The following is a 17,027-nucleotide window of genomic DNA, read 5'->3' as shown; positions in this document are numbered from 1 at the left end:
TTATATGATGACTAAGTACTGTGTTCCTTATCTGATGAATTCTGAAGCTCCCAGTTTAGTTAACATTGTCTCAACCAGAGCACTAATGTCTGAACAAGACTCAGAACCTTACTTGGCTTCAAAAGGTGGATTACTGGCTCTTACACATTCACTGGCTATTAGTCTTGGACCAAAGATAAGGTAAACGCTATCAGCCCTGGAATGATTGACGTTACAGACAGGGGAGCCAATAGTAGTTCCAGTCTGAGTGAGACCGCTCATAAAAAACATCTCGTGGGTAGAGTAGGCAGACCAAAGGACATAGGGAAAGCGTGCCTTTTCCTGGCAAGTGATGAGACCTCTTTCATTACGGGTGCCAATCTGATTATTGATGGCGGCATGACACGGAAGATGATTTATGTCGAAAAGAGGTGGTGAAAGTTGAACCGAAGACTCGAAGGAGCTAGAGTTAAGTCACTTATTGAGATGCTTTCTGGGTATCACAGAGTGAGAGGAAGCAGGGATTACACCAAATCAATGCATGCCGTTATTGATTACCTTCTTCGTGGGGGACTTCCGGAGGAAAGATTCAAGATATTCAGTTACCCGGCAGACGGAGTTACGAGAACGGGAAATACTCTGTCTACTCTTGCATGGGAACCGATATATGGAGAACTGTGGCTGGAAGATCCCGAAAGGGTTTTCATAACTTCGACAGCAGTCACGAAGGTTTCCCTTGTCTCGGGGAGTGGGAGCACAGAAGGCTGGGAAACGCTTCCTCTGGTTATCTATGATGGTAAAGGAGACTATTCGAAAAAGGCGGTTTTGGCAAATGATGATCCGGCAAAGGTCTTTCAAAACGCAGTAGTTGAGGGTGGAGCGAGGTGTCTTATCTTATGCCACATGAGGAAGGCTTTTGAGGAAATTGGCCGTAGCCTGGATAGTTTACCTGAAATGACCAACTTTCTGACTATTCCACACGATAGAGAATCCGCAAACAGGAATACAGTTGCGTTTTCTGTGTCGAAGGAGAAATTCGATCTTCTGTCTGAACGCGTAAAAAGGAGCTCTTCACTTGTAAGATTCAGGGCCGAAACGAGACTTACAGAGGGCGAATTAGAGATTCTGCAGATAGACGCAACAGGCTTCAACGAAGGTCCTGAGGTTCTTCTGACTGCTCATCTATGTCACCCCTCTCCTGGGGCCGATGACAATGCGAGCGGTGCGGCTCTCGCTGCAGAGATTGCAAAGGTTCTTAATGACAGCGGATTCCCGTATTCCGTAAAGGTTGCTCTGGTTCCCGAGTATCTAGGTAGTGTTCCGTATGCTCTTCAACTCAAGAATGAGAGCCGTCTCCCTGTTTGCACTATAAACCTCGATATGGTTGGTGCCGATCAGGATAAGACAGGTTCAACCTTCATTCTTTCGAAAGTGCCACCATATCTTCCTCAGAGATGGGGAAGGACTCTTGCTTACAACATAGAAAGGAATATGCCGTCTAGTTCCGGTTATCCATTGAAGAGATTTGGCGAGATCCCATTTATGGCCGGATCTGATCACTGCGTATTCACGACTCTAGGAATTCCTTCTCCGTTTATGGGCCATCTGCCAGATAGATACTATCACTCTGATTTCGACACACCTCGCATGATGGACGAAATGGAGCTGGAATGGGTGGGGTTATCAGCTTTAGAAACTCTCGACCAGCTTGTCCAGCCTGATCCTAATGTGCTTCTAAGTGTTAGGGGCAGGATGATTGGCGAGCTATATCAGATTCTAAACAGAATAGCTGGAAGGGAGGGAAGTGACGATATCTATGATCTTCTCATCTCTAATTTCGAGGGAGATTCACTCAGAAAGATTTTCAGCAATTCAGACAATCTCCCCTCGTTAAGCCCTCTAGAACCAACATTCGAGAGTTCTCTGGGCCTAGAATGGATTAAGACATTTCCTCAAGAGCTAAAGGAGGAGCTGGCTATAGATTTCGCCAGCATCGCGGATTTTGTGGTAGGGGGAGCTGCCTTGATCGGAGGTAGGGAATCCGTAGAGCTTCTTGCCAGCATTCACTATGATGTGGAAATTGAAAAAGTCAGAGTAATTACCGGCTGGATGATAGATAAGGGGTTGCTTAGATCATGATATCAAGAAGACTCTGTCTTTTCGCCTTCATGGGGCTTCTTGCAGTTCTCGGTTGTGCGAAATTTGAACTGAAGGCAGAAAGTGGTTTTGCGATGCCTTGGAATGGATTTCTTGAACAAGCTGGTTCGGGGAAAACTGATCTTCTCGACAGAAGCAACTTTCGCGCGTACTTCATTCCGACTGCAGGATATGAGTTTTTCCAGGAACACCTGATCGAAGTGAGTATTATACACTTCTCCGTGAACAGCTCACTCGAAGCAACAGGAACAGAATCACTAATTACTTACGAATCAATGTTTAGGCAAGATGTGCTCTCAATAACTTACGGATATGCTCTCCCCGTTCTGGATCGTTTTTCTCTTCAACTTGGAGTTCAAGGACGTCTGTTATTCAAGCAGATTGATCTTACGGGTTCAGAGCAATACAGCCGCAAGAAGACTGATTTTGGTTTTGGTCCGGCAGCAGATATAAAGTTAAAGATGAATGATCAGGTTTTCGTTGCCTTAGAGGTAGCAACAGGGCTCGGCAAAGGGAACGGCTTTATCGATTTTTATGCAGGGCTCCACTTTGAAGGCCCGTTTTATTACGTGAGAGCCGGTTCGAGATACTGGTCTTTGACCAATTCTTTCGATGGAGACAGGTTGTTCCTTTCGTTTGTAAGTCTTGGCGCTCAGTTTTGCGCGTATTTCTAGGGTTGATTCACAGCAAAAGAAAGTGGATTGAGAGAGGAAATTCTCACAATTCCAAGTACAGGAACGCTGAACTTCTCGAGTAGAGAGCGCCCCTCTTCAAAAGTTTTCTCTATTACTGCCGCGAAGCCTACTAAGGATGCACCAGTTCTTAGAGTAAGCGTTGCAAGAGCCTCAATAGTCTTGCCGCTTGCCAAGAAGTCGTCAACGATTATTACTCTGTCTTCTTTGCCAAGATAATCAAGGGAAACATTTAGTTCCACTACTCCCCCTTTTGTATGAGAAGGAGCCGATTCGCTAAGATAATGTTGCATCGTAATGGGCCTCCTCTTCCGTGCGAAAACAAGCTGAGCTCCCAATTCACAAGCAGCCATTAGAGAGGGAGCTATTCCGGAACTCTCGGCAGTCAATACTTTTGTGACTTCGTAATCTCTGAAAAAGTCAGCTATCAGTTCTCCAGCACTTTTCATAAGTAAAGGGTCAATCTGATGATTCAGAAAGGAGTCCACTCTCAGTATACCGTTTCCCATAACAGATCCTCTACTTTTTACTGCTTCTTCTAGGGAGGAGACTATCTCTTTTCTGGAAAGATTGGATTTGTTCATCGATCAACCTCCAGCAAGTTTATGGTACTATAATCAACTATTTCTGTATCTGTTTCTTGAAGGAGAAATTCCTTTTGTGTAAGGTATGTTTGGCATGAAACCTTTGCCGGAAAGAAATCGAAGGAGAGTCCTCAAGGAGGTCAAAGAAACCTATGTGTTCAGAGTGTCTTCTATGAGAATTAGGGAGACAAAGATCACTTCAATTTTGCTTAAGTCATTTCTCCCAAGAGTGGACGGAATGTATGATTAATAGTGCAAAACTTTTATGGAGATGGTGTAGTGAAGCTGAGAATAATCGTACTTTTCATAATCGTGATGATTGTTGCGTCAGTTTCATTTGGGAGCTATTTCACCGCGAACAATATTGGAGGTTCAGTTGTCTATTTTCCATTGCTTCCAGGTATTTTCTCTGTAAATGGCTACTACAGGTTGGGTCTTGAAGTCTTCGGTGGCTCTCAAACCGGCAGTCTTCGATTTACTCCAACAATACTTTACGCAGGACCTGACTTGTCATATTCGGGTGCGCTCGGGAAAATCTCAGGTCTCGAAGCGGGTATTGGTCGTCGTTTAGTAACCTGGGATTGAAAGCCTTTCTTTCAACTTGTTTGGCAGAAGGTACATGCTTTCCATGGGCCTTAGAGGACAATTTATGTTCTCTTTCTATGAGTCAACAGATAGATTCAAAACAAGACTCTCTCCAGAAATAGGTTTTATTGATGTGACCAAGATGACAGATAGGTTCAAGTTCTCACTTTTCCTCTGGCCTCTTCCCGTCCTCTTGAGATTCGACATGTATTTTTAGGAGAAGAGCCCCTTATGGGGCTCTTCTTATTTCTGAACAAGCTTCATCGGTTCTCCGCAACAGACGAGTTCTCCTCCGCCGGCTTCTTTCACTTCAACTACGTTTCCGCATATCTCGCATCTGTAAACTTCTCCAACGTTTTTTACTTTCATGATCTCACTCTCCCTTCTGATTAATAAACTTTGCAGACCGATCCACAGTCTGATGAATTGGAGGTGCGGACTATGGAAAGAGTCTTCTTTGCTGTTCTAATGACGATATTTATCGTCGCTGCTGCAAGTGCTATGTATCAGGAACCGCAAACTGTTTTTAACACTTATTTGCAAGACGGAACCTTTGTCTATGGCGGTAGTGTGGTGTTGAGCTGGGACGTTGTTATCAGGAACAGCTCCGTTGTGTTGAGCAATCTAGATCTCTGGATATCAAACAGGGATTCCGGAGCAAGAGTTAGTCTTAAGTCATCGCCGTTTATCGATGTCGTCAGTTACAATCTTTACCTTGGAACATCCCCGACTCCGCAGCTTTATGCGACAACGAACTCAAGTACTTACTTCGTAGACAGACTATCTCCAAACACTATATATTACTGGCAAATCGTAGCAGTCGATGCAGCCGGCAACAGATATCATGGTCCGATATGGTACTTCTTGACCAAGTGATCAAACCACAGGGTTAGGTGGCTCCTTTCCTTCAAGAACGGCTGCAACGTTGCGTCCTACAATAATTGCCATCTCTTTTCTTGCTTCACTGGTGGCAGATCCAATATGGGGAAGAAGAACCACGTTGTTCAGTTCTATCAACTCTTGAGGCACATAAGGTTCTTCTTCATATACGTCTAGGCCAGCTGCGGCTAGTCTTCCGGTCTTAAGCGCCTTTATCAGTGCGCTTTCATCGATGATCTCACCTCTGGCAGTATTAACTAGAATGGCTCCTGGCTTCATCAATGAGAGCCTCTTCTCGTTCAGCAAGTGATAGGTTTCCTTAGTTAGAGGAGCATGAAGCGACAGAAAATCAGAACTCTTCAGTAACTCTTCAAGACTCATATGCCTTACATTGAATCTCTCTTCTTCTTGAGAAAGAAGTGGTTTTCTGTTGAAATAAAAGACATTCATTCCGAACGCTTTAGCCCTTTTCGCTACAGCTTTTCCAATTCTGCCAAGTCCGATTATGCCCAGATTCTTCCCGGAGAGAGAAGGGCCGGTTAGCAAATCTGGCTTCCATCCAACGAATTTGCGCTCTCTAATGAAACTGTCTCCCTCTACGATTCTTCTGCTGGTTGCCAGAATGAGTGCCATTGTCAAATCTGCAGTGGCATCGGTAAGAGCTTCCGGCGTATTGGTGACTCGTACTCCTCTCTTTCTTGCCTCCTCAATATCGATGTTGTTGTACCCGACTGCGTAGTTTGCGATAACCTTTAACTTTGGCAGTGAAGATATGACTTCTGAATCAATCTTGTCCGAGAGAAGAGTTATCAGTGCTGACGCGTCTTTGCCTTCACGAATTATCTCTTCTTTCTTAAGAAATCTGTCTTCAGTGTTTCCATAGATATCATAGCCTTTCAGAAGAAGCATACCTTCATCGGGGATCTTGTAAGTGAAGAAGACTTTGTCCATTAAGCACCTCCTAAGAAGATGATATCATTATTAGTTATTCTCAAAAGCCGATAAGTTCACTTACAATGCTTTTTCCGGTCTTATGATAACTTCAGAGGCTCTCAAATCAATTATCACTTTCATTCCTTCAACCAGAGATCCATCGATTATCATATCGGCAATCGGTCCTTCCACAGATTTCTCAATCAACCTTCGAACTGGCCTAGCACCGTATTCTCTGTCATAACCTTCTTTTGCTAGATACCCAAGTGCTTCCTTGCTGATCTCAACAGAAATCTTCTGTTCAGCGAGTCTTTTCTGCATTTCTGCTATCCTCATCTTGACTATGCCTTCCATAGCTTTTTCGTCTAGTGGTCTGAATAGCACTATTGAGTCCAATCTGTTAATGAATTCGGGTCTGAAAGCTCTTCGTAAGATCTCCCCCACAACTGATTTCATTTGGTTCTCATCACTCATTTCAGTTAGTTCCTTAGAGGCCAAGTTACTTGTCATGATTAAGATCGTATTCGAGAATGAGACGGTCTTTCCCTTTCCGTCTGTTAGCCGACCGTCATCCATTATCTGTAGCAGCACGTTGTGAACTTCCTTGTGAGCCTTCTCAACCTCATCAAGAAGCACAACAGAATAAGGTCTCCTTCTTACCGCTTCAGTTAGTTGACCACCTTCTTCGTAGCCTACATAGCCGGGAGGAGCGCCTATAAGTCTGGAAACAGTATGCTTTTCCATGTATTCGGACATGTCAATCCTGACGATAGCATCTTCGCTACCGAATAGGATGAAGGCAAGTGCCTTTGCAAGTTCCGTCTTTCCTACTCCGGTTGGACCCAGGAACATGAAAGAACCCCATGGCCTATGAGGAGCATTGAGGCCTGCTCTGGCTCGTCTGATTGTTTGAGAGACGACGTTCACTGCTTCTTCCTGATCCATGAACCTTTCATGGATTATTGACTCTAGGTCGCGAAGCTTTTCGCGCTCGGATTGAAGCATCTTTCCAGCCGGAATTCCCGTCCACTGTTCAACTACAGAAGCTACCACAGTTGGTGTTACGGCCTTTCCAAATGACTCATCTGACTCCCATTTCTTTTTCTCTTCGCGAAATTCTCTGCTTTTTCTCTCGGCCTCCGTTTTCAACTCTGCAGCAGCCTGATACTCTCCCTTTTCTGCAAGTGAGGTTATCTGAGAGTCGAGGTCCTTGAGCTGACGGTCAAGAAGTCTTAGTCTTTCCGGCATGTAACCCGTTTGAAGTCTCACAAATGAAGCCGCTTCGTCAACAAGATCTATTGCTTTGTCTGGAAGATAACGGTCAGTTATGTACTTCACGCTAAGGTCGACGGCTGTTTTTAAAGCATCATCTTCGATTTTTATCTCGTGGTGCTTCTCGTAAGTAGATTTCAGTCCCTCAAGAATTCTATAGGTTTCCTCAGGGGTCGGCTGATCGACCATCACAGGCTGAAAACGTCTTTCGAGGGCTCTGTCTTTCTCGATGTACTTTCTGTATTCATCAAGAGTTGTTGCACCGATGCATTGTAGTTCGCCTCTGGCAAGAGCTGGCTTCAAGAGATTTGCAGCATCCATAGATCCCTCGGCTGAGCCAGCTCCTACTACGCTATGTATCTCATCTATGAACAGGATTACTTCACCAGAGAGTTTTCTCACTGAATCGATGATGTCCTTCATTCTCTCTTCGAATTCTCCTCTGAATTTCGTTCCGGCGACCAGTCTACCCATATCCAGAGCCAGGACGCTCTTGTTATTCAAGTATTCGGGGACATCGCCACTCACAATACGTTGAGCCAAACCTTCTACAATTGCGGTTTTTCCAACTCCCGGTTCTCCGACGAGCGCGGGATTGTTCTTGGTTTTCCTTCCAACAATCTGTATTACCCTTCTGACTTCATCTTCTCTACCAATAACTGGCATAAGCTTGCCTTCCTTTGCAAGCTGAGTAAGATCGATTGTGAACTTCTTCAAGGAAGAAAGATTCTCATCCTCTTCTGCGCCGCTTTTTGTTCGGCCCTTGAGAATCAATGTGTATATATTATCGAGATTGATCCCGTATTTGGACAGGAGTCTGCTTGCAACAGCAGAGGTCTCCCGTACCATCGCCAGAAGTATATGTTCGGTTCCAGTTTTCGAATCATGCATTCTTCTCGCTTCACTTCGGGCATTCTCGAGGATGTGCCTGGCCTCCGGAGTGATATATATCTGGTTTGTTGACTCTCGGCTACTTCCATAACGGCCGATGACTTCTTCAACATCTTTCTTCAGAGAATCTATGCTGATGTTCTTCCCGTTCAGTATCTCGATGGCAATATTATCCCCGTCCTCGAGCATGGAAAGAAGTATATGTTCCGATGCGAGTTGATTCTGCCTGTATCTGGTTAGGATATCCTGGACATCCAGAAGAATCTTCTTCGCCTTTTCGGTGTATTCTTCATAGTTGATCATCACTGCACCTCCAAAAAAAGGGCGCCCGAAAGCGCCCCCTTAGTTTTTCTCTAACGTTAATCGATCTTTACTTGGATAGCTTCTTTCTTGACTTCTTCTTTTTTGGGAAGCTCGAGTTTTAGGACACCGTCTTCGTATTTCGCCTTGACATCATCACTCTTAACGTACTCAGGAAGCCTGAATATTCTCTGGAACGCTCCGCTATATCTCTCGTAGCGATGGTAGTCTCTTTCTTTTTCCTCTCTTTCAAGCTTCTTCTCGCCTTTGATTGAGAGAACATCATCTTCTACCTTGATTTCGAGTTCATCCTTCTTGATTCCAGGGATGTCCATTTCGATAAAAACTGAGTTATCCTTTTCGTAGATGTCAACTTCCGGACTGAACATCCCAGCTTCTTTCGACTGATCATTCAGGCCTCTGAAGGCTTCATTAAAGAGTCTGTCCATCTCTCTTTGAATCTCCTCGAAAGGTCTGAAAACATCACTTCCTCTTCTGATAGCCAACATATTAACACCTCCATTCTTAGGATCTCTATGATTTCTGCTATTTACTGTCTTCCGGCGGTATATACTCGGTACCACTGTCACTATCATTATTTTCACCTTCTTGTGTGACTCCGTCTGCAGGAGTTTGAGCCTGGGCTTTCTGGTAAACACTCTGTCCAACTCTCATACTTTCCTTCTGAAGCTGATCAAATAACAGCTTTATTCTCTGAATGTTGTCTTCGTTGATCGCGTCCCTCAGGTCCTTCACGAGGCCTTCGAGCTTGCCTCGGTCCTCAGAGGATATCTTGTCGCCGCTCTCACTAAGGAGTTTGTCTATACTATATGCAAGCTGATCGGCTTGATTCTTCAACTCAATTTCCTGTTTCTTTTGTTTGTCCTGTTCTTCGTATTTCTTTGCTTCCTCTACCACTCTCTTTATTTCTTCTTCTGACATCTTCTGTCTTCCACTTACCACCATGGATTGTTCTCTATTGGTTCCCAGGTCTTTTGCGGAGACGTGAACTATTCCATCGCTGTCAATATCGAAAGTCACTTCAATCTGAGGAACTCCTCTAGGAGCGGGAGCAATTCCGGTAAGCTTGAAGCTTCCAAGAGACATGTTGTCTCTTGCCATAGTTCTTTCTCCCTGGTAGACCGCTACCTCCACTTCCGTCTGCCCGTCGGCCGCTGTAGTGAAAACCTTCGATCTCTTGACTGGAACGGTAGAGTTTCTCTCGATGATCGGTTCCATCAAACCGCCCATTACTTCTACTCCTAAAGTCAAAGGAGTGACATCTACGAGCACAAGATCACTTTCTACACTGCCGGACAGTATTCCGCTTTGCAGAGCTGCTCCGATAGCAACGGCCTCATCTGGATTTATGTTCTTGTTCGGGTCTTTGCCGAAGATCGATTTGATGAAACTTTGAACCATTGGAATCCTTGTTGAACCTCCTACAAGAAGCACTTCATCTATCTCTTTCGGAGAGAGTTTTGCATCGCTCATTGCTCTCTCTATCTGCTCTCTGGTGCCTTCCACAAGATCCTTTATCAGAGATTCTAGTGTCGATCTAGTTATCTTCATTTCAAGATGCAATGGTCCATCGGCAGTTGCAGTTATGAAAGGCAAAGAAATCTCCGTTTCAAACTTTGAAGAAAGCTCTATCTTTGCTCTTTCTGCGGCATCCTTAAGCCTCTGGAACGCCTGTTTGTCTTTTCGAAGATCAACGTTGTTCTTCTTTCTGAAGTCTTCTGCTATATGGTCAATCAACCTCTGGTCGAAGTCATCTCCACCGAGGTGGTTGTTGCCCGACGTTGACAAGACTTCAACTACACCGTCACCTATATCCAATACGGAGACGTCGAAGGTTCCTCCACCCAAATCATATACTATGATCTTCTTATCGCCGCGTTTCTTGTCGATTCCGTAAGCTACGGCAGCTGCTGTTGGTTCGTTAATGATCCTCTGGACTTCCAGTCCAGCAATAATACCAGCCTCTTTTGTGGCCTGCCTCTGAGCATCGTTGAAGTATGCGGGACAAGTAATTACCGCCTGTGTTATCTTTCCTCCGAGGTAAGCCTCGGCGTCGGCCTTCATCTTCTTCAGAATGTAAGCGCTTATCTCCTGAGGCGTGTATTCCTTATCATCAATCTTCACCTTGTAGTCGGAACCCATTTTTCGCTTCACAGATCTTACTGTTCTGTCTGCATTTAGTATCGTTTGTCTCTTGGCGGGTTCGCCGACAATGATCTCTCCCGTTTTGCTGAAAGAAACTATCGATGGGGTGGTTCGATTCCCCTCAGCATTGGGAATGACCTCAACGTTACCGTCCGGCTTCACCCACGAAATAACTGAATTTGTAGTTCCAAGGTCAATACCAACTGTGTATTCCTTATTTGCCATCTGATTTCCCTCCTTGCCACCAACTCAACATCTACAAATCTATTATAGGTAAGTGGAGTGCACCTGTCAAGAAGAGATAATCATAATTAAGACAGAATATAAGTCTTTTCTAGAGAGGGTAATAGGGACGTAAATAATTACATAATGAAATCGTATAGCGTTCTTAGTATAAGACTGACAATAATTACTGATTTTTTGATTGAACTCTGTCCGGGACAAAGCCGGTTGCTTGCCGATCTCCTTACTGGATACAGTTAGGATTCCGTTCTAGGGTTTCTCCAAGAGAGATAAGATCAGTTATTTCTATCTTCGAAGGATGCTTCTCAAGAATTGTGGGGTACTTCAGCCCTGACCCTGTGAGAACTGCAACAACAACAGCTCTCTTCATATTCACTTCTTTTTGCAGTTTGTTCAAAGCTGCCAAAGGCACAGCGCTGGCTGGTTGGGCGAAGAGCCCCTTTTCAGCCAGATCTCTTTGAGCTTTAAGGATACTCGCTTCATCTACTGCGACAGTTATTCCATCAGTTTCTCTCAAAATCTTCAGTACTGCGTTCCCGCTTGGAGGGAAAGGATTCTCGATAGCGTGAGCGACAGTACAAGGATCAATAAATCGCGAGACAGTTTCAGCCCCTTGTGAAAAGGCCAGATGTATGGGGCAGCATCCCATCGCCTGCGCTACAACAATTCTCGGGAGGGTATTCGAGAATCCAAATTTCTTTAGTTCGCGAAAGCCTTTTTCGATGCCCCTCAAATTGCCTCCAGAACTTGTTGGAACAACAATAAAGTCAGGAACCTTTTCACCTAACTGAAGAAATATCTCGAACGCAATCGTCTTCGAGCCTTCAACCCTCATTGGAACATCTGAATTTGCCATGTAAATCCCGGCTTTCGCGCCAATTTCTACAGACTTGTGGTACAAGTCACCGTAGTCTCCTGTAACCTTGAGGACTCTTGGTCCATATATTGCGATTGGAGCTATTTTCTCTTCTGGAATGGAATCTGAAATCAGGATCGTTGTTCTCAGATTTGCTCTCTTTCCATAGGCGGCGACGGAAGCCCCCATGTTGCCCGTAGAGACTGTGCCGATTTGTCTGTATCCTTGATTTATAGCGTCAAGCGTTGCCAGATAGCTTCCCCGATCCTTAAATGACCAGGTGGGGTTTATCGACTCGTTCTTAACGAACAGTTCCAGTCCATCAAGAGTGGTATTCTCCAGTCTTGTTAGTGGGGTCAATCCTTCTCCCATCGAAAGAAAGTTGTTATCCTTCAGTTCTGGTAAAAGATGAGAAAAGCTCTCCAACATTTCTGATCTTCTGAATTGAAGCTTAATGAGCTTCTGGTTTTCGATTACGATTTCCAATGGTTCTCCGCACGTGCAGCGGAAGTATTCTTGAGAATACTCTTTTCCGCAAGCAGTGCAGATTAGTCTCGAATGTTTCATCATATCACCTCTTTCAGAGCCTTATTTCATAGACTGAATCCTCTGCCTTTTCTTCGAATCTAAGATCCTTAGCAATTCAAATTGATGGCAAGTTTTCGTAGTTGCAGAGCCAGTCAATTATCAGCCCCCTGGACAGGAATTCATTTGTGTATGCCCGTGATACGGCCAAACCAAATCCCCTCTTCCTATACTCTGCGACCATCTCCAAACCAACTTCAACTCTATCATCGGATCTGTAAACACCTATGCACCAGCTTAGTATTACACCATCCCTGACTATCATGTAGCCATCGCTCTTATCAATGAAGGAATCGAGATCTTCTTAGAATGAATATATCCATCCCTCAACAGCGAGGGAGTTGACCAGTCCTGTCTCAAACGTTCTTTCCGTAATCCTCTGTAGGAAATGATCCATCATGAAACCTGATACATCTCGAGTGTCTAGTTGACGCAACTGAAAGAGCTATCTTTTTATCTTTTTTCTGGGATTCATTAACCCAAGAAGATCTCCAAGTCTCTCAAAAAAATCAGTAGCTGAATAGACGTTCAGTGAAGGTATCCCTCTCGCTTTTGCTTCGGGGATTAGCGTTTCAGAGAAGAACTCAAGAAGTATCGAATCTGCAGCCCCGACAATATCTCCTCCGATTAGTACAGTATCACAGCAGTTCCATACAACAGCCAATTGTGGCTCGTCGGGGTTATCAGTGTAGACCGCTCCCCGGGTGTTTTGATGGAGGATCGAAAGATATGCGAGGTTTTGAGCGAGCTCTCCGAAAAGGTAATCAAGACTCTGAAATCTTCCTGGTTCGGTCTGAAAAAGCAATTCCTTCTCCTTTCATTCACGGCTTTTCTATTCTACTCCGTATCTTTCCTGCAACGCAAGAGAGCACAGTTCTTTGTTTTGCGAATCATAAATGATAGATTATCTCAGGAGGTGATATATTGGAGGTCAAGGGATTTGTCGAAGTCAACGGTATTACTTACAAACTCATTAGCCGACAGAAAAGCGCACACAAGAAACTGAGGATAAGAAGCAAAGGACCAATGGGCATCCGTCTAGTTACTGAAGAGAGTTTTCTAAAGGAGAATGATGAGTTTCTCAAAAAGCTTCTTAAGAACTCAGAGATAGATATCCCGATAGGCAAAGATGATGGAGATATTGATGAATAGTTCTGCAGATCAATATAAAGAGATTAGCGAGAATATGCCCTCGGAAGAACAACGGATTGTTGAGTACAACGAAATCCTGCAATATAGATTGAACAGTGTTTTGCCGGGACTTCTCGAAGAAGAGGAATTTGATGCCTGGATGGTAATAGGAAGGGAGAACAATGAAGACCCGATAATCAAGACACTCCTTCCCGGTTCGTTCCATGGGGCAAGCAGAGTAACCGCGTTCCTGTTCACGAAGGAAGAGAGATTCGTGCTGTCTCCTTACGGAAGTCGAATGGAGGAGTTCTATCAATGCGCTTGGACAATTGAGGAAGGAGATGTCTTCAAATCAATGGCTAAGCTTCTGAGAGATTTGAAGATAAGAACACTCGGTCTGAACTTTTCAGAGGATTTCGCGTTGGCCGATGGAATTACTCATTCGCTTTTCGAGTCTCTAAGACAGAAGTTTGACGATCATATACATCTCGTGAGCGCCGAGAGAATCGCGGTAAATTGGTTGCAAACAAGGAGTGATAGGGAGATTGAAGTCTACAGAAAGCTTGACAGGATTGCACACACAATCATTGGTAACGCCTTCTCTAGAGAGAATATCATTCCGGGGGTTACAACTACCAGAGATGTCGAAATGCGACTGAAAAAACTCGCATCGAATCTCGGTTTGAGAACCTGGTTTGGCCCGGACGTAGACCTTCAAAGGCGTGGCGCAGAAGATCCCAGAAAGACCGGAGTGATTGAGGGGGGAGATCTCCTTCACTGTGACTTCGGTTTTATGTACAGTGGTCTCGCGACGGATACCCAGCAGATGTTTTATCTGAAGAGCGATGAAGAGAACGATCTGCCGGAAGGGCTAGATGATGTGATAAGGAAGACAAACGAAGTTCAGGATATTCTGGCACGGAATTTCATAGAAGGTATAAGCGGAAACGAGTTGCTAAGCATCTCCTTAAGAGATGCAAAGGAAAGGGGTTTGGACGCGACAATCTACTCTCACCCTGTAGGGTATCACGGCCATGGGGCCGGACCGATCATCGGTCTATGGAATAATCAGGAGAAGATCCCGGGTACAGGAGATCTCAAGATCAGGAATTCGACTTGTTTTGCTATGGAGCTGAACTGCCGGTCTCCTTTGCACTCTTGGGATGACCAACCGGTCTACGGATTCCTTGAAGAAACGGTCGCTTTCAGGAACAACAAGATCGACTATCTAGATGGAAGGCAGGAAGAACTATTCATTTTATAGGAGGTGAGAATTCGTGAAAAGAATTCTTGTTATTATCTGTATTGTTGCTTTGACGACTGTGCTGGGGTTGTCGAATGAGCTGGTGAAGTCTTCAAACACAATGATGGTATCTCAACTGGCCGTTCTTGAGATCCAGGAAAACCCGTCAACGGGTTATCTCTGGCATGTTTTCGCGGAACCGTCAGGTGTTCTTAGAAACTTTCTTGAAGAGCATAACGCACCGAGTTTTATGCCCGGGGCTCCTTCTGTAAAAGGTTGGATAATGACCGCGGCAAAGGAAGGAAAGACGCTGATCACGCTAAAACTCTTCAGAGAGTGGGAAGGAGAAAAGCAATCGGTAGACTTCAGGGCGTTAACCGTCGATGTCTCTGGAGAAGGAAAAGGGCAAGTTGATCTGAAGCTTCTCATGAACGAAGTGAATATCGGCTCAACCTTCACCATCACTCTAGAAGAGAATGCGAGCACAGGGTACACATGGCATTATGAGATACTCGGAGATGGAGTTAGGGAAGTTGCAAAAGATGTAGTGACAGACACTAGCGGAAAGGTCGGGGCTCCCTCGAGAGTCACCTGGACCTTCCAGGCGGTTGATGAGGGTAACACCTCGATCGTTTTTCGATACTTCCGTGAGTGGGAAGGTGTGAAGTCTTCGATAGACTTTGAAGCGTATAATATCGCCGTGCAGCAGAATTGAGCTTTCTTGACTGATAGGGTTATTTAATGAATGTATAATGCTACTGAGGTGATAGCGAATTGAACATTTCGGGAAGCAAGCTGCAGGTGTATCTTACTTCAGCGGCGATTCTTGTCATATCTGTAATTGTCTTTTCCCTGCATTCGATTGAACCGGTTAAGTTACTGGCGATATTGAGTGAGATGGTTGTAATCGGAGCTTTACTTGTCGCAGCCTACCTTCTTGGAAGCAAGGAGCTTCATCGGGGGATTCCTATCGGCCTTATCCTGTTATCGTTGTCAACGTATTTCGATCTAGTTGAAGCACTAACCGGGATGGCAGCCTACGAATTCATTTCATTGGGACTGCTGGCTGCGGGCTTCCCAATCCTTCTAGTTAACGTTATCTATCACTTAAGGGAGCGTAAGAAGAGAATCTCCGAATTCACCGCCGTTGTAAACAATTCGCTTGATGGAATACTTATTCTCGATCTATCAGATAGGATTCTGCTTACTAATAGAACCGCATGTGCTCTATTGGGATACAAGGAAGAAGATCTAATGAACCGGGCTTTTTTCGGTTTTTTCTCTGAGAGAAGTGTGAAAGCTTACAAAGAAGCGAAAAAATCTCTGTTTGCCGGTCAAAACACAGCTTCGTTTTCAGGTGAATTGATCACTTCCGATACGTCTAGATTAAATGCGGAAATCAATCTAGTGATAGGAAGAGATTCAAAGGAGGATCCTGATTCGATTGTTCTTACCTTTAAGGACGTTACTCATCTTAGAAAAATTGAGTCCGCTCTGAGTGAGCAAAGCAAGTTCCAAAGAGTTCTTAATGAGTTAATCACAGAGGTGCTTGGAAGCGATTTCTACGAAGAGACCTACGAGTACTTTCTTATGAAGTGTGTGAAAGCCTTTCCAAGAGCAGATGCAGCTGCCTTTCTTCTCAAGCAAGATGACGGACGTTTTCACTTTGTTGCAACATACAACTATGACTTTGAAGAATTGAAGTCAGTTTCCTTCAGTACAGAAGAACTAATCCAGAAAGGAAGTGATGAGGTAGTTGTTATAAAGGACTACAGTGTTGACTACCGAATGGAAAATGAACGGCTCAAAAGGATTATTAATGGAGGAAGGCTGCGAGAAATAATGAGTACTCTATCTATCCCGATAAAGATCGATGACGAAGTGAAAATGTATTTCAACCTCGACAGTTTTAATTCGCCGACTGCTTTTGACGACGAGGAGTTAATTAGAACTGCAATGAGTTTTGGAAAGGCGATCTCGGTTCTTCTATTGAGAATTCAGACTGTCAATGAACTCAGAAGGCAAAGGGAGCTAATGGAAAGACTATCAATGGAAGATTACCTAACAGGCCTTCCGAATCGCAGAGCCTTCTTTGACTGTGCAATGAGGCAAATAGAGCTCTCAAAAAGGAATGGGGAAGAAATGGCTATCCTGTATCTCGATCTCAATGACTTCAAAGGAGTTAACGATACTCTTGGCCATGACTTCGGTGACGCGCTTCTTAAAAGCATTGGGAAACGTCTAAGTTCGATCTGCCGTAGAAGTGACTCAACTGCAAGAATGGGTGGCGATGAATTCGTGTACATTCTGCCTTCAACGGGAACAGAAGGGGCCATAAAGGCTGAAGCAAAAGTGCATGAAGCCTTTGATGAGCCCTTTTCTGTAAACGGAAGACGTGTAAAGCTAACTGCCAGTGTGGGTATAGCAGTATATCCGGAAAACGGCAAGACAATAAGAGAATTGCTGATTGTTGCCGATGAAAAGATGTACAAGAAAAAAGAGAGCCTGTCTAGAGAAATAAAGAAAGCAAC

17 protein-coding genes and 2 pseudogenes are annotated in these 17,027 nt (G+C 44.5%); 10 read left to right on the top strand and 9 right to left on the bottom strand.

What is annotated here, in order from left to right:
- Positions 1–4 precede the first annotated feature (4 nt).
- The 3 genes and pseudogenes from B3K91_RS13640 to B3K91_RS00585 all read left to right on the top strand — a co-directional run bounded on the left by B3K91_RS13640 (position 5) and on the right by B3K91_RS00585 (position 2,810).
- A pseudogene (locus B3K91_RS13640) lies at positions 5–417 on the top strand (SDR family oxidoreductase).
- 3 nt (positions 418–420) lie between these two features.
- Positions 421–2,118: a DUF4910 domain-containing protein gene (locus tag B3K91_RS00590; RefSeq protein WP_214060815.1), complete on the top strand. Its 1,698-nt coding sequence runs from the start codon at positions 421–423 to the stop codon at positions 2,116–2,118.
- Positions 2,115–2,810: a hypothetical protein gene (locus B3K91_RS00585; RefSeq protein WP_214060816.1), complete on the top strand. Its 696-nt coding sequence runs from the start codon at positions 2,115–2,117 to the stop codon at positions 2,808–2,810. The genes B3K91_RS00590 and B3K91_RS00585 overlap by 4 nt, the downstream gene beginning before the upstream one ends.
- Here B3K91_RS00585 and xpt read toward each other — a convergent pair.
- Positions 2,807–3,412, bottom strand: a complete 606-nt coding sequence (gene xpt / locus B3K91_RS00580; protein WP_214060817.1) for a xanthine phosphoribosyltransferase — start codon at positions 3,410–3,412, stop codon at positions 2,807–2,809. The genes B3K91_RS00585 and xpt overlap by 4 nt on opposite strands.
- A 279-nt stretch (positions 3,413–3,691) precedes the next feature.
- Here xpt and B3K91_RS00575 point away from each other — a divergent pair, with 279 nt between their 5' ends.
- Positions 3,692–3,997: a hypothetical protein gene (locus tag B3K91_RS00575; RefSeq protein WP_214060818.1), complete on the top strand. Its 306-nt coding sequence runs from the start codon at positions 3,692–3,694 to the stop codon at positions 3,995–3,997.
- A 64-nt stretch (positions 3,998–4,061) separates the two neighbouring features.
- Positions 4,062–4,214, top strand: coding sequence for a hypothetical protein (locus tag B3K91_RS00570; protein ID WP_214060819.1), 153 nt, complete (start codon positions 4,062–4,064; stop codon positions 4,212–4,214).
- A 26-nt stretch (positions 4,215–4,240) separates the two neighbouring features.
- Here B3K91_RS00570 and B3K91_RS00565 read toward each other — a convergent pair whose 3' ends face one another.
- On the bottom strand, positions 4,241–4,366 hold the full coding sequence (locus tag B3K91_RS00565; protein WP_099829869.1) for a desulfoferrodoxin FeS4 iron-binding domain-containing protein: 126 nt from the start codon (positions 4,364–4,366) through the stop codon (positions 4,241–4,243).
- A 72-nt stretch (positions 4,367–4,438) separates the two neighbouring features.
- On the opposite strand from B3K91_RS00565, the gene B3K91_RS00560 reads away from it, so the two are divergent.
- A complete protein-coding gene (locus B3K91_RS00560) occupies positions 4,439–4,873 on the top strand; it encodes a hypothetical protein (RefSeq protein WP_214060820.1) in 435 nt (144 codons plus the stop codon).
- On the opposite strand, the gene B3K91_RS00555 is transcribed toward B3K91_RS00560, so the two are convergent.
- The 7 genes and pseudogenes from B3K91_RS00555 to B3K91_RS00525 all read right to left on the bottom strand — a co-directional run bounded on the left by B3K91_RS00555 (position 4,874) and on the right by B3K91_RS00525 (position 12,927).
- Positions 4,874–5,827, bottom strand: a complete 954-nt coding sequence (locus B3K91_RS00555; protein WP_214060821.1) for a 2-hydroxyacid dehydrogenase — start codon at positions 5,825–5,827, stop codon at positions 4,874–4,876.
- A 60-nt stretch (positions 5,828–5,887) separates the two neighbouring features.
- Positions 5,888–8,275 carry an ATP-dependent Clp protease ATP-binding subunit gene (locus tag B3K91_RS00550; RefSeq protein ID WP_292593824.1) on the bottom strand — a complete coding sequence of 796 codons (2,388 nt, stop codon included), beginning with the start codon at positions 8,273–8,275 and terminating at the stop codon, positions 5,888–5,890.
- A 56-nt stretch (positions 8,276–8,331) separates the two neighbouring features.
- The gene (locus B3K91_RS00545; RefSeq protein ID WP_099829875.1) at positions 8,332–8,781 is read right to left on the bottom strand and encodes an Hsp20/alpha crystallin family protein; all 450 of its coding nucleotides are present in this window, start codon (positions 8,779–8,781) and stop codon (positions 8,332–8,334) included.
- 37 nt (positions 8,782–8,818) lie between these two features.
- Positions 8,819–10,663, bottom strand: coding sequence for a molecular chaperone DnaK (gene dnaK / locus B3K91_RS00540; RefSeq protein ID WP_214060822.1), 1,845 nt, complete (start codon positions 10,661–10,663; stop codon positions 8,819–8,821).
- Between the two features lie 241 nt (positions 10,664–10,904).
- The gene (locus B3K91_RS00535; protein ID WP_292590617.1) at positions 10,905–12,104 is read right to left on the bottom strand and encodes a threonine synthase; all 1,200 of its coding nucleotides are present in this window, start codon (positions 12,102–12,104) and stop codon (positions 10,905–10,907) included.
- A 76-nt stretch (positions 12,105–12,180) separates the two neighbouring features.
- A pseudogene (locus tag B3K91_RS00530) lies at positions 12,181–12,411 on the bottom strand (GNAT family N-acetyltransferase); the annotation flags it as partial.
- Positions 12,412–12,567: 156 nt separating this feature from the next.
- Complete coding sequence (locus tag B3K91_RS00525; protein WP_214060825.1) at positions 12,568–12,927, bottom strand: hypothetical protein; 360 nt, start codon at positions 12,925–12,927, stop codon at positions 12,568–12,570.
- 119 nt (positions 12,928–13,046) lie between these two features.
- Between B3K91_RS00525 and B3K91_RS00520 the strand changes: the two genes are divergently transcribed.
- From B3K91_RS00520 to B3K91_RS00505, 4 genes are all read left to right on the top strand, one after another.
- Positions 13,047–13,274, top strand: a complete 228-nt coding sequence (locus tag B3K91_RS00520; RefSeq protein ID WP_099829884.1) for a hypothetical protein — start codon at positions 13,047–13,049, stop codon at positions 13,272–13,274.
- Positions 13,267–14,517, top strand: coding sequence for a M24 family metallopeptidase (locus B3K91_RS00515; RefSeq protein WP_214060826.1), 1,251 nt, complete (start codon positions 13,267–13,269; stop codon positions 14,515–14,517). Before B3K91_RS00520 ends, B3K91_RS00515 begins: the two co-directional genes overlap by 8 nt.
- A gap of 13 nt (positions 14,518–14,530) precedes the next feature.
- Positions 14,531–15,211 carry a protease inhibitor I42 family protein gene (locus tag B3K91_RS00510; RefSeq protein ID WP_292590618.1) on the top strand — a complete coding sequence of 227 codons (681 nt, stop codon included), beginning with the start codon at positions 14,531–14,533 and terminating at the stop codon, positions 15,209–15,211.
- Positions 15,212–15,270: 59 nt separating this feature from the next.
- On the top strand, positions 15,271–17,027 hold a 1,757-nt coding region (locus B3K91_RS00505; protein WP_292593821.1), incomplete at its 3' end, for a bifunctional diguanylate cyclase/phosphodiesterase.

This window comes from Mesotoga sp. UBA5847 (genome assembly GCF_002432735.1).
Taxonomy (GTDB): Bacteria; Thermotogota; Thermotogae; order Petrotogales; family Kosmotogaceae; genus Mesotoga.
The sequence above is the reverse complement of the archived record's forward strand: the minus strand, read 5'-3'. Positions and strand labels throughout refer to the sequence as shown.